This is a genomic window from Hymenobacter sp. NBH84, assembly GCF_014217645.1.
Classification (GTDB): domain Bacteria; phylum Bacteroidota; class Bacteroidia; order Cytophagales; family Hymenobacteraceae; genus Hymenobacter; species Hymenobacter profundi.
Genome location: NZ_CP043644.1, coordinates 1881773 through 1898141 on the forward strand (window position 1 = coordinate 1881773; position 16369 = coordinate 1898141).

At 51.4% G+C, this 16369-nt stretch carries 18 protein-coding genes and 1 pseudogene; 2 read left to right on the forward strand and 17 right to left on the reverse strand.

What is annotated here, in order from left to right; all coding sequences use genetic code 11:
* Positions 1-61: 61 nt before the first annotated feature.
* The 5 genes from F1C16_RS07890 to F1C16_RS07910 all read right to left on the reverse strand — a co-directional run bounded on the left by F1C16_RS07890 (position 62) and on the right by F1C16_RS07910 (position 5428).
* The gene (locus F1C16_RS07890) at positions 62-2206 is read right to left on the reverse strand and encodes a glycoside hydrolase family 97 protein (protein WP_185283777.1); all 2145 of its coding nucleotides are present in this window, start codon (positions 2204-2206) and stop codon (positions 62-64) included.
* Positions 2207-2242: 36 nt separating this feature from the next.
* Positions 2243-3217 (reverse strand): NAD(P)H-quinone oxidoreductase, encoded by a 975-nt coding sequence (locus tag F1C16_RS07895; protein WP_185283778.1) that lies wholly within the window; start codon positions 3215-3217, stop codon positions 2243-2245.
* 127 nt (positions 3218-3344) lie between these two features.
* The gene (locus tag F1C16_RS07900; RefSeq protein ID WP_185283779.1) at positions 3345-4241 is read right to left on the reverse strand and encodes a PAS domain-containing protein; all 897 of its coding nucleotides are present in this window, start codon (positions 4239-4241) and stop codon (positions 3345-3347) included.
* A gap of 31 nt (positions 4242-4272) precedes the next feature.
* The gene (locus F1C16_RS07905) at positions 4273-4632 is read right to left on the reverse strand and encodes a hypothetical protein (protein ID WP_185283780.1); all 360 of its coding nucleotides are present in this window, start codon (positions 4630-4632) and stop codon (positions 4273-4275) included.
* Positions 4633-4750: 118 nt separating this feature from the next.
* On the reverse strand, positions 4751-5428 hold the full coding sequence (locus F1C16_RS07910; protein ID WP_185281262.1) for an IS1595 family transposase: 678 nt from the start codon (positions 5426-5428) through the stop codon (positions 4751-4753).
* 58 nt (positions 5429-5486) lie between these two features.
* Between F1C16_RS07910 and F1C16_RS07915 the strand changes: the two genes are divergently transcribed.
* Entirely contained in the window at positions 5487-6008 is a 522-nt protein-coding gene (locus F1C16_RS07915) for a hypothetical protein (protein ID WP_185283781.1), read from the forward strand.
* Positions 6009-6257: 249 nt separating this feature from the next.
* Positions 6258-6845 carry a hypothetical protein gene (locus F1C16_RS07920; protein ID WP_185283782.1) on the forward strand — a complete coding sequence of 196 codons (588 nt, stop codon included), beginning with the start codon at positions 6258-6260 and terminating at the stop codon, positions 6843-6845.
* Between the two features lie 419 nt (positions 6846-7264).
* Here the strand turns inward: F1C16_RS07920 and F1C16_RS07925 are convergent.
* The 12 genes and pseudogenes from F1C16_RS07925 to F1C16_RS07980 all read right to left on the reverse strand — a co-directional run bounded on the left by F1C16_RS07925 (position 7265) and on the right by F1C16_RS07980 (position 16338).
* A pseudogene (locus tag F1C16_RS07925) lies at positions 7265-8374 on the reverse strand (IS3 family transposase).
* A 200-nt stretch (positions 8375-8574) separates the two neighbouring features.
* Positions 8575-9399 carry a recombinase family protein gene (locus F1C16_RS23335; protein WP_185284263.1) on the reverse strand — a complete coding sequence of 275 codons (825 nt, stop codon included), beginning with the start codon at positions 9397-9399 and terminating at the stop codon, positions 8575-8577.
* A 5-nt stretch (positions 9400-9404) separates the two neighbouring features.
* Positions 9405-10610 carry an acyltransferase gene (locus tag F1C16_RS07935; protein WP_185283783.1) on the reverse strand — a complete coding sequence of 402 codons (1206 nt, stop codon included), beginning with the start codon at positions 10608-10610 and terminating at the stop codon, positions 9405-9407.
* 426 nt (positions 10611-11036) lie between these two features.
* Entirely contained in the window at positions 11037-11975 is a 939-nt protein-coding gene (locus tag F1C16_RS07940; RefSeq protein ID WP_185283784.1) for a DUF6625 family protein, read from the reverse strand.
* Between the two features lie 242 nt (positions 11976-12217).
* Entirely contained in the window at positions 12218-12967 is a 750-nt protein-coding gene (locus tag F1C16_RS07945; protein ID WP_185283785.1) for a hypothetical protein, read from the reverse strand.
* Between the two features lie 401 nt (positions 12968-13368).
* Complete coding sequence (locus tag F1C16_RS07950) at positions 13369-13848, reverse strand: hypothetical protein (RefSeq protein ID WP_185283786.1); 480 nt, start codon at positions 13846-13848, stop codon at positions 13369-13371.
* 129 nt (positions 13849-13977) lie between these two features.
* The gene (locus F1C16_RS07955) at positions 13978-14304 is read right to left on the reverse strand and encodes a hypothetical protein (protein ID WP_185283787.1); all 327 of its coding nucleotides are present in this window, start codon (positions 14302-14304) and stop codon (positions 13978-13980) included.
* Positions 14294-14536, reverse strand: coding sequence for a hypothetical protein (locus tag F1C16_RS07960; protein ID WP_185283788.1), 243 nt, complete (start codon positions 14534-14536; stop codon positions 14294-14296). The genes F1C16_RS07955 and F1C16_RS07960 overlap by 11 nt, the downstream gene beginning before the upstream one ends.
* A gap of 86 nt (positions 14537-14622) precedes the next feature.
* A complete protein-coding gene (locus F1C16_RS07965; RefSeq protein WP_185283789.1) occupies positions 14623-14838 on the reverse strand; it encodes a hypothetical protein in 216 nt (71 codons plus the stop codon).
* Between the two features lie 191 nt (positions 14839-15029).
* Positions 15030-15179, reverse strand: a complete 150-nt coding sequence (locus F1C16_RS07970; protein WP_185283790.1) for a hypothetical protein — start codon at positions 15177-15179, stop codon at positions 15030-15032.
* 392 nt (positions 15180-15571) lie between these two features.
* Entirely contained in the window at positions 15572-15904 is a 333-nt protein-coding gene (locus F1C16_RS07975; RefSeq protein WP_258049114.1) for a S49 family peptidase, read from the reverse strand.
* Between the two features lie 14 nt (positions 15905-15918).
* Entirely contained in the window at positions 15919-16338 is a 420-nt protein-coding gene (locus F1C16_RS07980) for a hypothetical protein (protein ID WP_185283792.1), read from the reverse strand.
* Between the last annotated feature and the right edge of the window lie 31 nt (positions 16339-16369).

The window sequence follows — 16369 nt, forward strand, 5'->3', positions numbered from 1 at the left end:
GTCAAACGTGAGAAGGTCCTTCGCAAGCTCAGGATGACACCTTTTCTCTGTATCCCTTATACTACTTCCCAGCCATTACGCTGATGGCGTAGCCGCCGCCGGGGGCGCAGTACTGCTTCAGCTTGGTTTTGCTGGTGACAGTCATCTTGCGAATTTGGTAGGCCTGCGGGTTCTTCTCATAGTGCGCATTTTTGGCGTCGGCGTAAATCGTGGCGGTGTATTTTTTGCCGGGGTCGAGGAAGGCGAAATTGATGCTGGACGTACGGCCGTTTTCATCGCACGAGCTGCCTACAAACCAGTTGTTTGTACCTTTGGCTTTACGAGCGATGGTCACATAGTCGCCAGGCTCGGCTTCCAGCACTTTCGTGTCGTCCCAATCCACGGCCACGTCTTCAATAAACTGAAACGCGTCGAGGAACTTGTTGTAGGTTTCGGGTAGGTCGGCGGCCATTTGCAACGGGCTGTACATGGTTACATACAAAGCCAGTTGGCGGGCCAGGGTGCTGTGCACGAAGGAGTTGTTCTGCGGATTATAGGCACTCACCTTAGTCTGAAAGATGCCCGGTGTATAATCCATCGGGCCGCCAATGAGGCGGGTGAAGGGCAGAATGGTAGTGTGGTCGGCGTTGTTGCCGCCAAAGGCCTCGTACTCGGTGCCGCGAGCGGCTTCGTTGCCAATCAGGTTGGGGTAGGTGCGGGATAGGCCGGTAGGGCGCACGGCCTCGTGGCCGTTTACCATAATGTGGTGCTCAGCGGCTTTTTCCAGCACGTAGTTATAGTGATTCACCGTCCACTGCCCGTAGTGATACTCGCCGCGGGGCAGGATGTCGCCTACGTAGCCGGTTTTCACGGCGTCGTAACCATGCTTGTTCATGAACTGAAAGGCCGAGTCGAGGTGGCGCTCGTAGTTGCGCACCGAGCCGCTGGTTTCGTGGTGCATGATGATCTTGATGCCCTTGCCTTTGGCGTAGCGGTGCAGTTCCTCCACATCAAAGTCGGGGTAGGGCGTCACGAAGTCGAACACGTAATCCTTGCTCTTGCCAAACCAGTCTTCCCAGCCCGTGTTCCAACCTTCTACCAGCACGGCGTCGAGGTGGTGCTGGGCCGCAAAGTCGATGTACTCCTTCACGTGGGCCGTGTTGGCGGCGTGGGTGCCGTTGGGCTTCACCTTGCTGTAGTCAATGCTGTCGAGCTTGATGTTGTCCATGTTGGTGTAGGCCCAGGTGCTCTTGCCCGTAATCATCTCCCACCACACGCCTACGTACTTGGTAGGCTTGATCCAAGACGTGTCCTTGAACCGGGTAGGCTCGTTAAGGTTCAGCACCAGCTTGGATTCCAGAATATCACCGGCCCGGTCGCTCACTAGTACGGTGCGCCAAGGCGAGAGGCAGGGCGTTTGCAGGTAGCCCTTGTTGCCCTGCGCGTCGGGCGTGAGGTGCGAAGTCAGCACCATGTTCTTGTCGTCGAGCTCCAGCGACATGCACGAATAATCAACCAGCGCCGCTTCGTGGATGTTGATGTACAGCCCATCTTTGCTTTTGAGCATGAGCGGCGTTTGCACGCCGGTAGGCGAAAACGGCGTTTGGGAGGCGTTGGGCGTGGTGGCTGCCTTCATCAGCCCGCGCACCTCCGAGAGCTTGGAGGTAACGGTGCTGTACTCCTGCGTGTCGTAGTCGCCGGGCAACCAGAAGGCCTTGTGGTCGCCGGCCAGGGCAAACTGCGTCTTTTCCTCCTTCACCACAAAATACCCCAGGTTGGGCTGGCGCGGAAACTCGTAGCGGAATCCCAGGCCGTCATCAAACACCCGGAAGCGCACCAGCACGGTGCGCTGGGTAGCGGCCTGCGTGAGTGTCACGGCCAGTTCGTTGTAGTGGTTGCGAATGGTTTTCACCTCGCCCCACACCGGTTGCCAGCTTTGGTTGATGGCGGCGCTTTTGGTGCTGGCCACAGCAAATCCATCGGTTAGGGACGGTGCATCTTTCAGCTCCAGCCCTAATGTGCTGGTTTTGATGACGTCACGTCCTTTGTAGGTGAGGTGGTAGGTAGGTACGCCCCCGTTTTGCAGGGAGAAATCGAGGATAAGTTGACCGTTGGGCGATTTTATGGTTTCGGCTAGAGCAGCGGGCCCCAGCAGAAATAGTGTAAGCCAGACAATGGCTTGCCCTACCCGGCGAGCAAGAGGCAGGGTGTAACAGGAATGTGGCATTGGGAATTAATTGGATTTAGCCCGGCAAGTTACCACTCAATCTATTGTTAACACAATTTTTCCGATATGCTCGCTGGACTCCATTAGCTCGTGTGCCTGTTGAGCTTCGGCCAAGGCAAAGGTGCGGTAGATAACCGGCCGAAATTGCCCTGCCGCTAGTAGCGGCCACACATGGCGCTCTACAGCGGCGGCCAAGCGGGCTTTAAACTCAGTGGAGCGAGGCCGCAACGTACTCCCCGTAATGGTAAGGCGGCGCTGCATCACCTCCAGCGCGTTGAACTCGCTCTGCGCGCCCTGCATGGCATTGATGAACACCAGCCGACCATCGGGCCGGAGCAAGCGCAGGTTTTTGGCCGTGTAGTCGCCACCAATCATATCCAGTACCACATCTACCCCACCAGCGGCGTGCAGCACTTGCTCAAAGTCTTCTTCTTTATAGTTGATGGCCCACTCGGCACCCAGTGCCCGCACGGCGTCGCACTTGGCTTCTGTACCGGCCGTAGCCGCCACCCGGCTACCCAACGCGTGCGCCAGCTGCACGGCCGTGATGCCAATGCCGCTGCTACCCCCATGCACCAGCAGGGTTTCGCCGGGTTGCAGCGCACCGCGCTCAAACACGTTGTGCCACACCGTAAACACGGTTTCAGGTAGGGAAGCGGCTTCGGCAGGGCTCCACCCAGCGGGCAGGGGTAGGCAATGGCCGGCATCCACGGCGGCGTACTCGGCATAGCCGCCGGCCGGCAGCAGGGCACATACGGCGTCGCCGGGCTGCCAGCGGGTTACGTCGGCGCCGCACTCCGTTATAGTGCCCGCTATTTCCAGGCCCGGCACCATGCCCGCCACGTCGCCGGCGCCGGCGTATTTGCCCTGGCGCATCAGCACATCGGGGCGGTTGACGCCGGCGGCCTGCACCCGCACCAATACCTGGTGCGCAGCGGGGGTAGGCGTAGGCGCCTGCTGAAGTTGTAGTTTTTCGGGACCGCCAGCGGCGGTAATCACAATGGCTTGCATAGCACGGGAGGGTAGGAAAGACGAATCGTTTCACCCTTGTACCGCAACCACGAAATCAACGTTGGTATAAAGCGAAAAAACGGCCTACTAAGCCGTTTTTCACTGTTACTACCTTTCATTGGAACTCTTATGCCTCGCCCAGACGCTGGCGCAGTTCCTGCACCTGATGCTCCAGCTCTAGCGTGCGGAAGGTAATTTTAGCCTCCAGATCGGAGTAGGAACGCTCTACCTGCTCCTGCAATTGTTTTTGCTCGGTCACATCCGTATTGGTACCAAACCAGCGCAGCACCTTGCCGTTCTCATCGCGCAGCGGCACGGCCCGCGATAAAAACCAACGGTACTCGCCCTCCTTGCTCCGAATAGGGAAGGTATCCTGCCAGGAATCCTCTGATTCAAAGGCACGGCTCAAGCGCTCCGTAATGCCGTCTACATAGTTGGCATGCATAACGGTCTGCCAGCCCCAGCCCTGCATCTGCTCCAGGGTAGTGCCCGTGTACTCGTACCACCGCTCGTTGTACCAAAAGATATGACCATTGGGCTCTGCCATCCAGGCCATTTGTGGAATAGCATTGGCCAGCGTCGTGAGTTCCTGCTCGCGCTGGCGCAGTTGCTCTTCCTTCTCTTTCTGTCCTTGAATATCCGTGCAGGTACCAAACCAACGCACGATGGTGCCTTCGGCATTGCGCTGGGGCAGGGCCTGCCCCAGAAACCAGCGGTAGCCGCCTTGCTTCGACAAAAACCGGTACTCAATCTCGTAGAACTCGCCCGTGCGCAGCGAGTGGCTCCACCGGTCACGGGCACGCTGCCGGTCGTCGGGGTGCAGCAGGTTGTTCCACATTTCGGTGCCCTTGCTGGCTTCTACATCGTAGCCCGTGAAATCAATCCAGTGCTGATTGAAGTAGGTGTGATACCCTTCCGGATCGGTAATCCAGACCAACTGCGGAATTACCTCAGCCAGAAAGAGAAACTGAGCGTTTTCCTGATCAGCCGAGTGCGAAATGGCGGCGTGGGCAGCATCATCCATACGAAGACAGGTGTAGAGGTTAATAAAGCGGTTACGGGCGCGTGAGTTGTAATTCCATTCCTGACAGGAAATACAGGTTCAAACGGCTTTCCCGCCCATCGGGCGAGCGGCGCATGCGCGTAATCAGGGCGCGAGTATCTTCTTGGGGCAGCGTTAGTTGCAGGTAGGGGCGCTGCAACAACTCGTCGCGCTGCACGGCCCACGAGCCGGTTTTCTCCTGCTGCGGCGCTTCCACCTTCAGCATGCCCGGCGACAGCAGAAAGCGCGTGGCCAGGGCCAGTGCGCTATCGGGTGCCGTGCGGTTCAGCACCCGGTCTGCTACCCGCCACTCGCCGGCCAGGTATTCATCAGGCAGTTGCTGTAAATTGATATCCAGGAGAAAAGCGGGCATAAATGGAAAAACGCACTACGTAAGAATCTACAAAAATAGCATCTTCCCAGCAGCTTTGCTACGTACAAAGACAACTTCTTCCGTCCTATTTTATATGGGGCTTAGGAAGCAAAACTAATTAGAGGGGCTGTTGACGAAGCAATTTAAGTAAGAGTTTGTACAGGTCTTCGTGGCGATGATTGAAGCGAAACTCGGCCTCTTTCAAGTGTAGTAAAAACGTATGGTTGGGCACGCCCTTGAAGCGTTGCAGATGGGCTTTGGCAAAGCTCCAAAATGATTCAATCCCGTTGATATGCGAGGCTCCCTGGACAAACTCGTTCTGCCCATGATGCACCCGAAAATGACGGTCGTAGCCCACGTCCACCAAGCCATCATAGCCGCGCCAGCCATCGGTGTTGACCATCGCCGTGACATCAATCTTACCCCGAATAATAGCTTGCAGGGTCTTTTTCGAGCAATCCGGGACGATTTCCGTGTATACCTGAGCCCCGCGTTTGAACAGGCCAAAGACAATGGTTTTACCCCCCGCTCCCCGGCCCCGTTTGCCGCGTACGCGCCGCGGGCCGAAGTAGCTCTCGTCCAGTTCGACGGCCCCGTCCAGGTCAGCCGGCACCGGGCTGCAAGCTAGCAGCCGGTGGCGCAGGCGCAGGTATATGTCGTTGACCGCGCGTACGCTCAGACCCGTCAGCCGGGCCGCGTCCGAAGCCGTCAAATCCAGCGCGAAAAGACGCAACAAGTAGCGAAATTTGACCTCGGAAATTTTGCTGCACTTATAATAGCGGTTAGTTTGCTGCATAACAGGAAGTTATGCCCCATTCCTCGCTTTTTGCTTCCTAAGCCCCTTTATATTTCGCATGAATACCTCTGCTCTGTTGCCCCGCCTCCTGCAAGCTGCCAAATCTACCAGTCTGGCAGCCTGGCAAACGGGCCAGCTTTTCCGTCGGGCCGTAGCCACGGCGCTTACCGCAGTACACGATGTACTACAGGCAGAAATTCAGAAAGGCAATATGCAGCTGGTCAGCGACTTTGTTACCAGCAAGGCGCTTCCGGCCGCGCGGGCGCTGCTACTGGAGCGCATGGCCGCACGGGTGCTAGTGCGCCTGGGGCTACGCGGGGCGCTGGCCTCCAACGTTGTAGGCTGGGTGCTCCCCCTGGTGCTGGAGCAGCTGATACAGGCCGGCCACAAAACTGGCTTTTTCCATAAAGTACAAAGCAACACCACCATCCTCGATGCACTAAGCCGCCTCGATGAACTGAAACAGGCCGCCTGGAAGCGTCTGGTGCCCGACGCCGACAGCGGTGCCGAAGTGCTACCCGATGACGCGCCAACTCCCCTCCTACTGTCGGAGTCTACGTCTAATTCTCCTACTGCATAGCCTCTCTTATTTGTTCTACTCTTTACGTATGCCACGGACTATGCGACTTAGCCTTTCTCCTTATCGTGCTATCCATCATCTATATTATCTAAATCAGACAAAGAAATAGGACTTTTTTTCTTTGAGAAGTGCGTTTGGCTTGTGTTTTGAGTGAATTTTCACAGGCATGTTGTACTTGACCGTTATCGTTAGCGGCAAACACTAATGTCTGCAATACTCTCATACCGTCCCTTTTATTCGTTTCCGGGTATGCCTCGTACGCTACTTTCCGCTCTTTTACTTAGTGCGCTTTTCTTTGCTTGCCCAATAGCACAGGCGCAGCAGCAACCTGTTGATGCATTTGCTACTGCTCCCACCGCCGATGGCTTGCAGCAACTAGACCGCACGTATGGATTTCGGGATGTAACATTTGAAACGCCTATCTCTGCCTTCCGCAACCTGGTGCTGGTGGATGCCACCGGTCACACCAAAATATACCGTCGCACAACCGACTCGTACCAAATCGGACAGGCGCAGGCCGCCAGCATTCTCTACTACTTTTATAAAGGCAAGCTCATTACGGTACGTCTCACAACCCAGGGCGACGCCAACAGCCGGGGTATGCTGGAGGCTTTTTCTGATTTATATGGCCCTGGCTATCAAGCCAACGACCACGTAGAGAAACACGTCTGGCAGGGCGAAAAAGCGTACCTGGGCTATGAACAGAACACGCTGACCAACAACGCCACCGTCTATATATGGAGCAATGCCCTAGTGGAACAACGGCGCAGAGAAGAATTGAAGGCTGCTCCTAAAGCTACCCCGCCCCGGCAAGTACTAAAAACGTCACGTCGATAGCCCGGTTTTCCGCTATTTTCACTCCTAACTATTTGCTTCACTCCTACCCTCTATGCATCGTAACGAATGGAAACCGGAGCACACCAGTTTGTCAAAAAACCACTGGCAATTATTATTTATTGGCTTCATCCTGCTCTTGTTTAGCCTGATAGCCTTACTCTGCACTCCCTAACTGTCTCTCTGGTACTTACCCAACGGCCTTTCCTACTTCTGAGCAGGAAAGGCCGTTTTTTATTTACGAGGCGAATCGCATTTAGAGGAGGCATCCAATTTTCTGATTTAGCCTTGTTCTCAATTCTGCTAGCCTTTTTGGTTTGCCGTTATATTTGTACGCTTCCCCTAATCGAGTGCTAGTGGTGAGTAAAGAAAGGCGTAACTTTGACCTCCTCCTATTTATCGGACCGCTCGAAAGGGGAGGATCAGGTATTCTGAAGCTCGACCGTAGTGGCAGCAGCCACTACTTGATCAGGTGTTGAATTTTGTAGCGAACTGTGCGGTCGGAAGCCTTTGTACTCCTGCCGCCAGTGCTCGATTTTCTTCTGGGCGTCAGCCAGCGCCAGAAACCAGTGCACGTTTAGACACTCCTCCCGGAAGCTACTGTTAAACGACTTACTATACGGGTTATCGGTCGGTTTAGCCGGTCGGGAGAAGTCCAGCGTGACGTGCTGGTCATAGGCCCAGCGGTCGAGCGCCTTGCTGATAAACTCACTGCCATTGTCGACCTGAATGCGCTCGGGTACGACGCCCAATTGCTGCTGTAAGCGGGTCATGACGGCTACGACGTCTTCGCCCTTAAGCGATTGCCCAACGTGAATGGCCAGGCATTGACGACTAAAGTTATCGACTATTGTTAAGGCCCGGATTTTACGGCCGTCAAAGAGGTTATCCGCCACAAAATCTATGCTCCAGCTTTGATGTGGACGCTGGAGTGCGACCCGCTCTAACCGGTGGGCGGCGGCCCGACTGCGCTTAGGTCGTTTACTGCGTAAGTTCAAGCCCTCCAGGCAGTACAGCCGATGAACGCGCTTATGGTTGTCTGCCCAGCCTTCGCGACGTAGCAACGTGAACAGGCGTTGACAACTGTAGCGGATACGCACGTGCGCCAACTCCCGCAACCGTTGGCGCAGCACGGTGTCGTCGCGGCGGTGAGCTTTGTAGGACCAGCTGGAGCGCTGCAACACCAACACCCGACAGGCACGACGAGCGGAGATGCGGTAGGCGTCGATTAGGTGCTGAGCCGCGGGTCGACGCTGCTTGGGGCCTCAGAACTTTTTTTTGAGTACGTCCTGCAGCATCTGCTTGTCCAGGCTCAGGTCGGCCACAAGTTGTTTCAGGTGCAGATTCTCTTCTTCTAACTGCTTCAGCCGGCGTAGCTCGGGCACGCTCAGCCCGCCTTATTTCTTCTTCCAGTTGTAGTAGGTTGCCTCGCTGATGCCCATCTTCCGGCACACCTCCGCGACGGCCACGCCGGTGTCGGCCTAGCGGAGCGCAAACACGATTTGCGCCTCGGTAAACTTGGTCTTCTTCATGGCAATTGTCTCTTGGTTTTAAGGTACGACAAGTGCCTGATTGCTCTACTTTAGCGTGGCCCAGTTTTACGGGACGAGGTCAATGCCTATGTATACTAGCTTGCTACGGGGTAGCAAGCTAGTATACATAGGCATTGACCTTTCCGCGCCAGGGTACAGATGCTGGCCACGGGCCACACCACCGAGAAGAGTTTCAACTGCTACCTGGACATCGACGAGCAGGAGCGAGCTGGTGCAGGCCTACCGCAAGACGGCCTGCCAAGTGGCGTAAGGAGCCCCCAGTGGGATAGCTTGGTTACACATGAAACATGAAAACGCGGCGTATGAGGCGATTCAGTATAATCCATTGTAGCAGGGTCCAAAAAAGGCACTCCAACCGGAAGCATCACATATGCTTTGCAGCATTGTAGGGCACTTTTACCCTCAAATAGGTGGCATAACACCCTCATTTTTGATATATTTAGCCACTGTATTGGGGGAAATTTGCAAGGTTTTTGTATCGTTTGATTGGAAACGCCAGTGGCTTTTAGGGCTTGTACCTGCTCAATAATACTAATACTTTTCGTCGGGGCACCAAGTACAGTGCCCTTCGCTAACGTCTTCGCCAAGCCTGCTTTGGTTCGTTCGCTCAGGCGCACGCGCTCCTGCTTGGCAATGGTAGCCAGGATACTGATGATAGCATCCTTAAATATCCCAGTGTTATCTAGGTACTGCTCGGTGAAGCTCTTGAACTGCACACCCGAAACGGATAGGTTTTGCAGGTAGCCCAGCGTCTCGGCTACTCCTTCCCTACTGAATCGGTCCAGAGCCCGAAGTAGTACCACATCGAAACGGCGCTGGTGAGCATCCTGGAAGAGTTGCTTGAAGGCTGGCCAGTCGGCCTTGGCTTTAGACTCCTGGTCGGTGTACTCTTTATATACAGAATAGCCGAGGCGCTCAGCAAAGCCCCGCAGCTCACGCAGCTGGTTCTCGGTGTCTTGGCCCTTATCACGCGTGCTCACACGAGCGTAGATAGCCACTCTCATCGCAATTAACCTTCTATTTTTCTGATAATACGCTGCCCCCAAACCTGTCCTGGCTTTTCAATAAAGAAGTAGGTAAGCGTTGACAGTAATACCGTGATAAGCAGTGTCATACCTAAAAATAACGCATAATTCAACAAGCCTCGCCCTAAAATAAATGGAGGTAACACATTCTCTAAGAAAATGATGACTAATGCATGCGTTAGGTAAAGACTATAACTTACTTTACCTAAGTAAATCATAACCTTATTTACTACAAGTTTCACTGGATTTAGGAACAGCGCGAAGATGAAGGGCATATATAGTAGCGTATAGGTCGATATAAACGAAGGAATTATTCCATCCGTCGAAAACGTCTGCAACGGCCCGTTGATAAATAGCAACGCGAATAGAGTAAGAATCGGCCATGCTAATCTGCGCCTATTCAATAACTGATCGTCCAGAGCAGAGTTTTGATACGCCCTAATAAGAAAATACAAAAGAATACCAAGCGCGAAAATGGGTACCTGTGACGGAAAAAACTGGTAAAGAAACGCGTTCCATAAACCACTTTTCGTCATCTCAGCCGATACAAACCGTGGTATAATATGGGCCACAGAGAATATAGTCGCTTTCGCAAAGATTAACCCGAACACTAAAAACCACATTGCATGGTAGACACTTTTTACCCAGCGGTATAACAAAGGAACAAATAGGTAAAACAGCATTTCTGTGCCAATAGACCAGCCATTATGCACAATAGAGCTAATCCAATAAGGATGCAGCCCCAACGTGAAAGTGAGGTTAGCAACAATAGCTAACAGTCCTACTTTTGAACTGGGATCATTCGGATTTTGCAGTCCAGTACCATTCAGCAGCAAGGATACGAGAACCAGCACATAAAACAGTGGGGCAATCCGAAAAAACCGGCGCAGGTAAAAGTTACATATAGGATTCTTTTCATTAGTATTTTTTCTATTATAGTAAGATAAGAATAGCGTAAAAGCACTTAGCATAAAGAAAAGCGGAACACCGCCTGCGCCCATAAGCAGGAAGGCGTTAATCTTATCGCTTAAATACGCCCTAGGAACGTGGTGCACTATAATGCCCAGTGCAGCGACGCCCCTCAATGCGTCAATGTATGCGTACTTTTTTGGCTCTGAATCACTACCTGTATATGCAGATTTTTCTATGTTTTGAGCACTAGATTCTAGCGTTGTAAGAGTTACTACCATCCTCAATATTTAAACGTTGTAATGATTTATTCAACACTTCCAAAAATCCTTCCAACAATCACTTCTTTATTGGATAGTTAAGACACCTCCAAAAAACGGTAAGAAAAACGCCTCCAAAAAACCGCGTTTTTGTAGGCGTGAGCAGGGTCTGAAAAGCCCTCCAATATTCGACCGTTTTTTGGATACAAACATTACACTTCATCAGTAGGAATACACCAGCTACTTGACTCTCTCTGGCTTCAGGTACGAGAGGATAGCTATACTTCGAAATCCTTGTTGAAGCGCAGAGATGTTATTACTGTTACTAATACCAAGTGGTGACGCGTATTCACACCCCACATGCTTGATATTAGACGAAATTAGTATGCGCTCAGTGTACCATTTTATAAGACAAAGCATGCTCCATTCATGAACATGGATGACGAGTTACTTATTTTTTATCTTTATAACCCTAATGAGTTTATTCCTAACCTTTTTTCTGAAGTTATTGAGTATAGATATAAACCAGCAAACAGTATAACTGTATACAGAATTCAAAAATATTCCATATTGCATGAAAGCATATTCACGTTTATTTGTAAATTTATCTATATGAAAATAAATACTAGATTTATATATCAAAAAGTGAAAAATACTCAATTCATTCCCATCATCTATCAAACATCCATCTTTCCATATCACTTTGCTTTGTAATTTTTCTGTGATAATATTTGCATATTTCACAGACAAATTATGTTTATCAGAACTAGAAATAATATGTGACATACTTTCGACTTCACTAACAAAGTCAGACAAATTATACCCTAACCATAATTTATCAATTACATTACTAGCTTCATCGAATAAGAACACCTCGTCTTCCAACAGAACCTTTTTTAAATCTTTACTTTTTGTAAATAACATAGTAGCATTTTTTGTATTTTTATAAACAGAAAATGCACCAGACATATACTGATGATGGCTAGATATTATATCATACTTATGAAGTAAATCAGGAGTTATACATTTTGATAAATCACCAAAAATAATATCAATATCACAATACCCCCAATGACTATATTGGCGTAAATAATCTTCATAAATAAGACCATACATTGGTTTAAAATCACATATCTTATACGAAGATTTGATGTTGATATGTAGTCCAATCTTCTTACTAGATAATCTATTAAAATTACTAAGGCTCGACGAAATAAAAATAATATTGTCATATTGTTGATAATGACAATAATCGGCATCTGTAAAAATAATAAAATCTATTTCCGTATTATATCCACATGATTGTAAAAAATAACTAAAATAAGGCGGAAACTCACCAAAATAGTTAATAATTAACGCCAACTTGTATTTTTGTCTTCCTTGCATACTTAATATAGTTAATATGCTATATTGCGCGTGAGCAAGCGCAATACACTTAGCACACGTTATGTCTTCTATTTAATTGCTGCTTGTACTACCTAATATATTGAGATGATGCAAGTCGTTTTGGCTGTAGTACCTAACTAATTCTACTACTACACAATAGGTACCGCACGGGTGAGTACAGCATATATAGGCAACACATACACAGTACTTCTCAATACTGATGAGTAGTAGAACCTGCATAATTATTTTTTTGCAGCCATCTCACTATTGATCCGTTCAGGCAATGAAGAAAAAATAGACATAGTGTTTATTAGGTTCTCTTCTATGTATAAAAATAAATATTTTATAAATAACACTATACTAACTATTTCAAATGACTCCTCTATAACTACCTCAACAAGATAAATACCAGCATCCAAATTTTTTGAATACAAACTAATAAACCCTCCTATTAGTTCTGCTCCAAAAGCAGCTGACACATACATTGCACCTGCTATAATAAATCTATTCCTTGTCTTAGCAGGCAAATACAACAGAAACTTAAAATAAAATAAAAGTAAAATCAATGTGGCTATGAACCCTAAAATAGCAATCGAAAAATTTATTCTGGCACTAATATTTAAATAATGCAGAGGTACATTTGCTAAAAACTCATGAATACTTGCGCTTTCATCTATAGATAAAAATAAAAATCCTATTGATAAGCCATACCAATGTCGCCAATAACTATTCTCTATACTCTTGCACTCCTGCGCAATAAACGATAGAATTGTAGCACTAAACAATAAAATAAACGAGGAATAATATGACGTTATTGTTGACTCTAAATCCATATTAAAAAATGGAATTATTCCTAATGCAGTTTTATACGGAGTATATGTAAGTAAAATAGCAACTACAATCCCCATAATTATTAGCAGCATTGCTATAAATGCGAGAACGTTTACTATATAATTAGTATTAACTCTAATTTTTAATTTCATTTCCGACATATGAGAGCAGTTATACTTTCTATAAATTATCCTATTTTACTAATTAGCGTAAACAAAATAGTAGCTATCTACTAAACGTTACGAGTAAAGGATAATTTGTAAAAAGATTTTATCTCTTTTTTAACACAAAGGTAACACAATAATAATGAATCAAATTTTAGGCTTGCTAAGCTCATAACCATCCATTCAAGAGTCTAATAGACAGCTATTTGATTAATATTTCCTCTTACTCAGAAAAGGGCCAAATCATCTAATTCGACATTAATTTTCTTTTACCAGCTTATGTAGGTAGGTAATACAAGCACTTTCACCACGTAATGGTTACTGCTGATAGCACTTGAAACGGGAGTTCGTGAGAGTTTAAATCGTTTTCAATAGAGAACTTTGTTTTGAACACCTACTCAGCTACGGATACCATTCTGTTGATTTACCTTCTTATAGGTATCGTAGTCTTTGTCGAATTCGTAAAGATTGTTCACTACCTGCAGCTCACGCACCCAAGTCGTCATCTGCTCGTTTTGCCGGCGCTGCTCAGTGAGTAGGTCGGTGAGCAGCTGCACGAGGTGGCCCTGCTCTCTTGCTACGGTGCTCGGCGCTGCCAGTACCACGTCGTCCGAGGTAGGCCCACCATCCAGGTAGCCGCGCACCCGGCGGGCCCCCAGATACTGCTCCATCTGGATCACTTGCGGATCCTGCCGCAGCCAGGCTGGGATGACGTACTCGTTCTCGTGTACCACGCCGGCGACGGCGAAACCATCGGAGTCGACCAGCTTGCCGTTGCTGCCTACCTGCAGCCCTACCTCACGCCCCATGCCAGCAGCACTGGTGGCGCCACCGGTGCGAAAGCCCAGCACCTTGGCCGTCGCGACGCCGGCACTCACCGTCGAGGCCGCGTTTGCGCCAATCGTGTAGGCGGTACCCAGGCCAATGGAAGCCGGCGGGAACAGTGCCGAAATCTTGGCGCCGGCCTCGGCGTTGGTCGCAAACTGCTTGCTCAGCCCAATACCAATTTACGCAATGGCCACCGCCTTCTGCGCGGCAATGGCCGCTTTGTAGATACCGCTCTTCTTGCCGAAGGCTTCGCCCAGAAACGCTACTTCCTCGGTGGTGAGTAGGTTCTTGGCAGCCCCTACCAGCATCTCAAACTTCACCAGCTCGTTATCTAGGGCTTTTTTCTTGGTGATATAGGCCGCCTCTTCCTTCAGCTTGGCAGCAGTGGCCTTGGCGTACTCGGCCGACTCCACGCCCCCTTTCTCCTGCAGCAGGGCCAGTTCGCGCTCGGCCGCTGCCTTTTTCACCGCGTAAATGACATCCTGGTAGGTTTGCTCATTCAGCACGCTGTTGGCCAGCGTCCTCGTTCATGTTCATGAACATGGGCACGTTGCGGTAGCGCTTCACCGTCTGGTGAGCCATCGACTCCACGTAGTCGCAGAACGCTTTCGGGTCGGTGGGGATGGTACCCAGAATCATCGGCTCGGTGCGGCCAGCGCCGGCAAAGTCGTTGATCTGCTTGCGAATGCCGTCCACAGCCGTGCCAGCAGCGCCGGGGGCTTGGCCGTTGGGCTCCACGCGCACACCCAGGTATACTTCGTTCAGCTCGTAGTCTCCTGGATCTGGGGCAAGGCGTGCACCTCAATGAACCAGCGCACGAAGGGCTAGGTCTTGCGGTCCAGGCCGTCACCGGCCAGGAAACCCAGCCACGTGGCCTCCAGATCGTCCGGCGTCTCCTCCAGGTCGGCCTTCAGGCGGAAGTTCTTGATGACGATGGGCAGCGCCTCCAGGGCACCCAGCGGCGTCCAGTTCTTGTGTAAGGGCTGCAGGATGCCGCCCAGGCGCGTCTGCGAGGCTTGGTAGATGGTGTCGTCGGTCACGCGCCGGCGTGAACAGCAGCGACGTCACGGCCGGACGGAACAGCAGCTGCACCAGGCGGGTAGCGTTCTGCCCGTTGTTGAGGTAGTACGCCCCCAACTCGGTGATAATATTCGCAATAGTCATTGCAGTACTCGTATAGAGAGTTAAAAATGAAGCAGTTGAAAGCAATGATGCGGGAGGCCTGGCGCGCCTAATTGGCGGCCGCGAACAGCGGGTTGTTGTCCAGGGCCTGGTTGTGGGGCAGCTCGTCGATCAGCTTCTGGCTGGCGTCGACATCGGGCGTCTCCACATCGCTCTTACCGTCTTTGCGCACGGCGCTGGTGGCCGTATCGCCCTTCATGGCACCGTACTCCTTGGCCTTGGCTTCGAAGTCGTCGCGCTGTGCTACTAGGGCGGCGATATCCGTGGCGCCGGCAGCGGCGGGGGCATCGTTGTTGGCCTTGATGGTGGCCTGAGCGGTGGTGAGCTGCCGGGCAGTCTCATAGGTTTGCTCTGGGCCTCGGTGATGAGGGCAGCGCCAGTGATGCCAGCGGCAACCAGTTCCTAGTTAGCAGCGGCAGCGGCTTCGGCCGTCACGGTTTCTTGGGCGACCACGGCGAACATAGCTGCGCCCAGCGTCACGTTGTTTTTTCTTGCTGAAAAGCGACACGGTATTAGTAGTTGAAATGGTGGCGGATTGGACCAAACTGGTGCCGGTGGTGCCGGCTTCCTCTGCCAGCTGCGCAACCAGGTTCACGGCGTCGTCGAGCGTGCCGAGTACGTCGCCCAGACCGTCTTGCCGGCGCGGTTGGCGCGCACGGTGCTCAGGAGCACCTCGTTCAGTGGATCCAGTAGCTCCTGCTGGATCGGTTCGGCGTTGCCGGCAATGAGCTGATCGAAGGCGGCATTCTTGTTGGTGGAGGCCGTGGCATTGGCCCCTACCTGCTTGATGCCCAGCTTCTCGTAGAAGCCTCTGAAGTCCAGGAACTCGGTCTTGGTACCGATGCTACCGATCATGGCCGTGCGGCCGCCGACGACGATGCCGCCGTTGGCGCTGGAGCCGGCCCAGTAGCCAGCTGAGCACATCTGCTCAGCGTAGCTCACAAGGGCTTCTGTGTGCCGGCAATGATGTTGGCGAACGACTCCAGGCCTATGGTGCTGCCACCGGGTGTGCACCACACGGCCACGTGGCCGATGATGTTCTCGTGCGCGTCGGCCGCTTGGATGCGCTGGCCAATGGTGCGTGTGCCCATGCCGGTGAACCACGAGTCCTCGGGCAGCATCACGCCGGCAATGGTATGGATGGCTACCGAGCCGGCGGCCACCTCATTGAGCGCACCGTAGCCGATAATGCCCAGGCCCGCGTCGTGCGGGGTGAGGGCGTAGCAGGCGGCTACCGGCTCTTTCTTGTCCTCGTTCTCGAAGCTCGAAGCCTGGAGCTGCCCGGTGAGCACCTGCACGGCCAGGACATTAAAGGTTTGCATGGCCGCTCCTTCCAGCAGGAACGCACCATGCAGCATAGCAGATAGAAGGGTATTGATTCGCATCACT